Below are 4076 nucleotides of genomic sequence, written 5' to 3'. Positions count from 1 at the left end.
TCGATCACCATCCCGGCAACAGGAAGCGGTGGCACACACGACGGTGCGTGCCACCGCTTCACCATGCCGTCGTTGACAGGCCGACCTCCATATGAAGGCGGCTGCGCCGCTTGTGAGCGGAACCTCGTAGCCTGCTACGAAGTTCCACTCACATGCCTAGGCACCCTTACTGAGGAACCCGAGCAGATCGTGGCGAGTGATGACGCCGACGGGCTTGCCCTCTTCGACGACCATCAGCGCATCGGACTCCCCGAGTGCCTTGGTGGCGTCGGAGACGGTTTCGCCGGCACCGATCAGCGGGAACGGGGCACTCATGTGCTTGGCGACCGGGTCGGCCAACGCTGCGCGACCCTCGAACACGGCGCTGAGCAGATCGCGCTCGGTGACGCTGCCGGCGACCTCGCCTGCCATGACGGGCGGCTCGGCTCCGACGACGGGCATCTGCGAGACGCCGTACTCGCGCAGAATCTCGATGGCGTCACGCACGGTCTCGGACGGGTGGGTGTGCACCAGATCGGGCAGGGCACCGGACTTGCCGCGCAGCACTGCGCCGACCGAGGTCTCCTCGGTGGTGCCGTCCAACCGCGAACGCAGGAATCCGTACGAGGACATCCACGAGTCGTTGAAGATCTTCGCCAGGTAGCCGCGGCCACCGTCGGGCAGCAATACGACGACCAACGCGTCGGGACCTTCGCGTTCGGCAACCTGAATGGCCGCGACAGCAGCCATGCCGCACGAGCCGCCGACCAACAGGCCTTCCTCGCGGGCGAGGCGACGAGTCATGTCGAACGAGTCGTTGTCGGACACGGCAATGATCTCGTCCGGGATGGACGGGTCGTAGGCGGTCGGCCAGAAGTCCTCACCGACACCCTCGACCAAGTACGGACGTCCCGTGCCACCGGAGTACACCGATCCCTCGGGGTCGACGCCGATGACCTTGACCTTGCCGCCGGAGACCTCCTTGAGGTACTTGCCGGTGCCGGAGATGGTGCCGCCGGTGCCGACGCCTGCGACGAAGTGCGTGATCTTGCCGTCGGTGTCGGCCCAGATCTCGGGCCCGGTGGTCTCGTAGTGGCTGGCCGGGCCGGCCGGGTTGGCGTACTGGTTCGGCTTCCACGCTCCCTCGATCTCGCGGACGAGTCGGTCGGAGACGCTGTAGTAGCTGTTGGGGTCTTCGGGCGCGACGGCCGTGGGGCAGACGACGACCTCGGCACCGTAGGCACGCAGCACGTTGCGCTTGTCCTCACCGACCTTGTCGGGGCACACGAACACACACTTGTAGCCACGCTGCTGAGCGACGAGCGCGAGGCCGACGCCGGTGTTACCGGACGTGGGCTCGACGATGGTGCCGCCGGGCTTCAACTCGCCCGAGGCCTCGGCTGCGTCGATCATCTTGACGGCGATGCGGTCCTTCGACGAACCACCCGGGTTGAGGTACTCGATCTTGGCTGCGACCGTGCCGGCGCCGTCGCCGATGACGGAGGACAACTTCACCAACGGGGTGTTGCCGATGAGTTCGGTGATGTGCTGTGCGATGCGCATTGCTCCATCTTCCCAGATGCAGGTATCGGACTCTCGGCCACGGCTGTCGACACCCGCATACGATGGTGAGGGGGCACGACGAGAGGGATCGATCTGTGACGGCGAGCGGATGGCGTACCGCCGCGAAAGCGAGCGCCGCGACGGTACTTGCAGGCTCAGGAGCAGGGACTGCGTCCTGGGCCGCGTACCGACATCTGATGGGACAGGCCGCCGCGGCTCGCGGTGTCATCGGACGCAACATTGCCAAGCCACCCGAGGCCGACGGGGTCTACACCGCCGGCTGCGCAGCACCTGAGCGGTGGCGCATGGGAAGTTCAGCAGATATTCATCTGATGATCTTCGGCGACTCCACCGCGGCAGGCGTGGGTTGCACTGTGGCCGACGAGGTCCCGGGTGTCCTGCTCGCCCGCGGGTTGGCCGAGGAAACCGGTCAACGAATCCGCTTGAGCACCAAAGCAATTGCCGGTGCCACGTCCAAGGGACTCGAAGGTCAGGTCGACGCCATGTTCGTCGCGGGCCCGCCGCCCGATGCCGCGGTGATCTTCATCGGCGCGAACGACGTCACCAAGAAATTCTCCATTCCGGCATCAGCGGCCAGGCTGGGCGATGCAGTCGAACGATTGACGGCCAAGGGCTGCGTCGTCGCCGTGGGAACGTGCCCCGATCTCGGTGTCGTGACGGCCATTCCGCAACCGCTGCGTACCGTCGTCCGCAATTGGGGTCGGCGGCTGGCCCATGCCCAAACGGCCAGGACTCTCGGCGCCGGCGGGCATCCGGTAGCCCTGGCGGATCTGCTGGCACCGGAGTTTCTGGCCGCCCCCGACACGATGTTCTCGGCGGACCGCTTCCACCCGTCCGCTGCGGGTTACGAGCTGGCCGCGCAACAGATTCTGCCGGTGCTCGCCTCGGCCCTCGGCGTATGGCACGGCGGTCCACTGCCCGAACTGCCGACGGTGTCCGCCGCCGCCGAATCACGCAGAGCCATCCCCCGCGCCACCGCCGCAGTGGACCGCTTTCTCCGGCGCAGAACTGCCGAGCTCGACGCCGAGATCGACAGCGCGGCGGAGGATCTCCTACGTCGTGGCGATGGCCGTTCGGCGGGGTTGTAAGTTCGATCAGGAGACATCGCCTACTCGGCGGTAACAGAGCAGATAAGCAGTATCGATATCGAAGGAGATCTCATGCCAGAGGCAGTCATCGTCGCCACCGCGCGCTCACCGATCGGCAGGGCGATGAAGGGTTCGCTCAAGGACATTCGTCCCGACGACCTCACCGCTCAGATGGTCGCCGCCGCGCTGGCCAAGGTGCCCTCGCTCGACCCGAAGGACATCGACGACCTGCTCCTGGGCTGCGGCCTGCCCGGCGGCATGCAGGGCAACAACCTCGCCCGCATCGTCGCGGTTCAGCTCGGCTACGACTCACTGCCCGGAACGACGATCACGCGCTACTGCTCGTCCTCGCTGCAGACCACCCGCATGGCGCTGCACGCGATCAAGGCAGGCGAGGGTGACGTGTTCATCTCCGCAGGCGTCGAGAGCGTGTCCAGCTTCATCCACGGCAGTTCGGATTCGCTTCCCGAAAGCCACAACCCGATCTTCGCCGACGCCGAGGCCCGTACCAAGAAGGCACAGGAAGATGGCGCGGACAGCTGGACCGATCCCCGCGAGAACGGCGAGCTGCCCGACGCGTACATCGCGATGGGCCAGACGGCCGAGAACGTCGCCCTGCTCACCGGCATCAGCCGTGAGGATCAGGACCGCTGGGGCGTCCGCAGCCAGAACCGCGCGGAAGAGGCCATCAACGCCGGCTTCTTCGAGCGGGAGATCACCCCGGTGACCCTGCCCGACGGCACCGTCGTCAGCACCGACGACGGCCCTCGCGCCGGCACCACGTACGAGAAGATCAGCCAGCTCAAGCCTGTCTTCCGTCCGAACGGCACCATCACGGCGGGTAACGCGTGCCCGCTCAACGACGGCGCAGCAGCGCTCGTCATCATGAGCGACACCAAGGCCAAGGAGCTGGGCCTGACCCCGTTGGCCCGCATCGTCTCCACCGGCGTCACCGGCACGTCTCCCGAGATCATGGGCCTGGGGCCGATCGAGGCCACCCGTAAAGCGCTGAAGATCGCGGGCATGTCCATCTCCGACATCGACCTGTTCGAGATCAACGAGGCCTTCGCCGTGCAGGTCCTCGGCTCGGCACGCGACCTCGGCATCGAAGAGGACAAGCTCAACGTCTCCGGCGGTGCCATCGCGATCGGCCACCCGTTCGGCATGACCGGTGCCCGCATCACCACGACTCTGCTGAACAACCTGACGACTCACGACAAGACGTTCGGTGTCGAGACCATGTGTGTCGGCGGCGGCATGGGCATGGCCATGGTGCTCGAACGTCTCAGCTGATCCGAGACGCACAACGAAAAAGCCCCGCCCTCCGAATGGCGGGTTCTAACGATCCCCGCAACACCCTCGATTTGAGGGAGTTGCGGGGATCGTGGCATGTGCTGGGTTGAAGGTGCGGTTTTTCGAGGCGTT

The 4076-nt window shown here is 66.2% G+C and carries 3 protein-coding genes; 2 read left to right on the top strand and 1 reads right to left on the bottom strand.

What is annotated here, in order from left to right; translation table 11 throughout:
• Positions 1-156 precede the first annotated feature (156 nt).
• On the bottom strand, positions 157-1542 hold the full coding sequence (locus tag AB0O58_RS26630) for a cystathionine beta-synthase (RefSeq protein WP_032375640.1): 1386 nt from the start codon (positions 1540-1542) through the stop codon (positions 157-159).
• A 95-nt stretch (positions 1543-1637) separates the two neighbouring features.
• Here AB0O58_RS26630 and AB0O58_RS26625 point away from each other — a divergent pair, with 95 nt between their 5' ends.
• Together AB0O58_RS26625 and AB0O58_RS26620 are read left to right on the top strand one after the other, a co-directional pair.
• Positions 1638-2651: an SGNH/GDSL hydrolase family protein gene (locus tag AB0O58_RS26625; RefSeq protein WP_032365669.1), complete on the top strand. Its 1014-nt coding sequence runs from the start codon at positions 1638-1640 to the stop codon at positions 2649-2651.
• A gap of 72 nt (positions 2652-2723) precedes the next feature.
• Positions 2724-3944, top strand: coding sequence for an acetyl-CoA C-acetyltransferase (locus tag AB0O58_RS26620; RefSeq protein ID WP_366239032.1), 1221 nt, complete (start codon positions 2724-2726; stop codon positions 3942-3944).
• Positions 3945-4076: the final 132 nt, after the last annotated feature.

Source organism: Rhodococcus sp. NPDC080181, from assembly GCF_040702225.1.
In the GTDB taxonomy this organism is placed as follows: Bacteria; Actinomycetota; Actinomycetes; order Mycobacteriales; family Mycobacteriaceae; genus Rhodococcoides; species Rhodococcoides fascians.
The sequence above is the reverse complement of the archived record's forward strand: the minus strand, read 5'-3'. Positions and strand labels throughout refer to the sequence as shown.

Excerpts from the sequence above, each read along its gene's own strand:
- AB0O58_RS26630 (WP_032375640.1), bottom strand. The coding sequence starts at position 1,542 with ATGCGCATCGCACAGCACATCACCGAACTCATCGGCAACACCCCGTTG.
- AB0O58_RS26620 (WP_366239032.1), top strand. The coding sequence starts at position 2,724 with ATGCCAGAGGCAGTCATCGTCGCCACCGCGCGCTCACCGATCGGCAGG.